At 52.1% G+C, this 1,042-nt stretch carries 2 protein-coding genes; both read left to right on the top strand.

The genetic code is table 11. From position 1 onward, the window contains the following. Positions 1-42: 42 nt before the first annotated feature. Positions 43-312, top strand: a complete 270-nt coding sequence (locus KDK14_RS15705; RefSeq protein ID WP_257266119.1) for a hypothetical protein — start codon at positions 43-45, stop codon at positions 310-312. A gap of 72 nt (positions 313-384) precedes the next feature. Further along, positions 385-828: an RNA polymerase-binding protein DksA gene (dksA, locus tag KDK14_RS15700; RefSeq protein ID WP_257266118.1), complete on the top strand. Its 444-nt coding sequence runs from the start codon at positions 385-387 to the stop codon at positions 826-828. Positions 829-1,042 lie beyond the last annotated feature (214 nt).

The raw sequence follows: 1,042 nt of genomic DNA, 5'->3' as shown, positions 1-1,042 counted from the left end.
GATCATAGCTGACCCTGCAGGGTTGACAGGCTCTTCGAATCCATGGGTTGGCCGATTTGGAGAATATTATCAGTTGACCTGAGTGCAGGTTTTGGTCAATGTCAGAAAGCGGATGACATTTTTTTATGGCGTCTTGCCAAGGGTTTTGGTAGTTTCTCCGCTTCTTTAAGGAAGGCAAGAGGCAAGTGCCAGGAGCTTTTGTTCTCGCCAGGCACCCATGATGTTGACCTTGGCTTTCAGGGAGCCGGTTTACCGGCAGAAACAGAGGGATCGCAGAGGCTGCTGTCAACAGGCAGAAGCGAGCGCCTCTAAATGGAGAGATCCAGGATTCTTGCTCATTTGAGATCCCCTGGCTCATGAACAGAAGGTGGTGAGGCTGTAATCATGTCAGCACAGAAAAAAGCGGATACCGGCAATCTGCTCAAATCGTATACCCCCTACCAGGAAAAGGATGGGGAAGAATACATGAACGAGCATCAGATCGCCCACTTCACCAGGATCCTGCAAAACTGGAAGCAGGAGCTGATGGAAGAAGTGGATCGTACAGTTAACCATATGCAGGATGAGGCTGCGAACTTCCCTGATCCGGCAGACCGCGCCAGTCAGGAAGAAGAGTTCAGCCTTGAACTGAGAACCCGTGACCGGGAGCGTAAACTGATCAAGAAAATCAACGATACACTGTCCCGGATCGAAGAGGACGATTACGGTTTTTGCGATAGCTGTGGCGTAGAAATAGGCATTCGCCGCCTGGAAGCCCGTCCTACCGCTACGCTGTGTATCGACTGCAAGACACTGGCCGAGATCAAGGAAAGACAGCTGGGTAACTGAGGTACCCTGGTGATGAATCAGGCTGTGGCACGGTGAGTATCACAGCCTGATTCATTCTCGACGGATTCTTTGTAGCTAACGGCACTTCAGATGCTAACCCGGAATTTCATAAACGTGCTCCCGATCTCGCTTGTCCCTTGCCGCTCTGAGAGAGTTTTGCCCAGTCGACCGGACTCCCCGCGCTCCCTCACAAAATCCCCCGGCGCGACAGGAC

It is taken from the genome of Endozoicomonas sp. ONNA2 (genome assembly GCF_024606365.1).
In the GTDB taxonomy this organism is placed as follows: Bacteria; Pseudomonadota; Gammaproteobacteria; order Pseudomonadales; family Endozoicomonadaceae; genus Endozoicomonas.
Note: the sequence above shows the minus strand (reverse complement) of the source record. Positions and strands in the feature narration are given on the sequence as shown.